This is a genomic window from Acidiphilium sp. JA12-A1 (genome assembly GCF_000724705.2).
In the GTDB taxonomy this organism is placed as follows: Bacteria; Pseudomonadota; Alphaproteobacteria; order Acetobacterales; family Acetobacteraceae; genus Acidiphilium; species Acidiphilium multivorum.
In genome coordinates this window covers 1-281 of the sequence record NZ_JFHO01000208.1, presented here as the reverse complement: position 1 = coordinate 281, position 281 = coordinate 1, and the positions used below count along the sequence as shown (strand labels likewise).

The 281-nt window shown below is 75.1% G+C and carries 1 pseudogene; it reads right to left on the bottom strand.

The annotated features are described in order from the left end of the window. Positions 1-281 (bottom strand): annotated as a pseudogene (locus RT91_RS19315) (glycosyl transferase); the annotation flags it as partial.

The following is a 281-nucleotide window of genomic DNA, read 5'->3' as shown; positions in this document are numbered from 1 at the left end:
CGATGTCGAAACCGAGGACGTAGAGCCCGGCGCGCCAGAGCTCGCCGAGGGCGAAGCACCAGGTTTCCGGCCAGATCGAGGGCAGGAAGCCGAGGGCGGCGCCGGCGCCGCGCAGCAGGGCCTGGGCCTCGCCCTCCTCATAGGCGCCGGTGACGCGGACGCGGCCGGTGGCGATCAGCGCGGCATCGTCCTCGCTGGTGCCGGCGAGGACGAAGGAGAGCGGCAGGGCGCGGGCGGCGGCATCGCGCGCGCAGGCGAGCAGGACGTCGAACCCCTTGGCG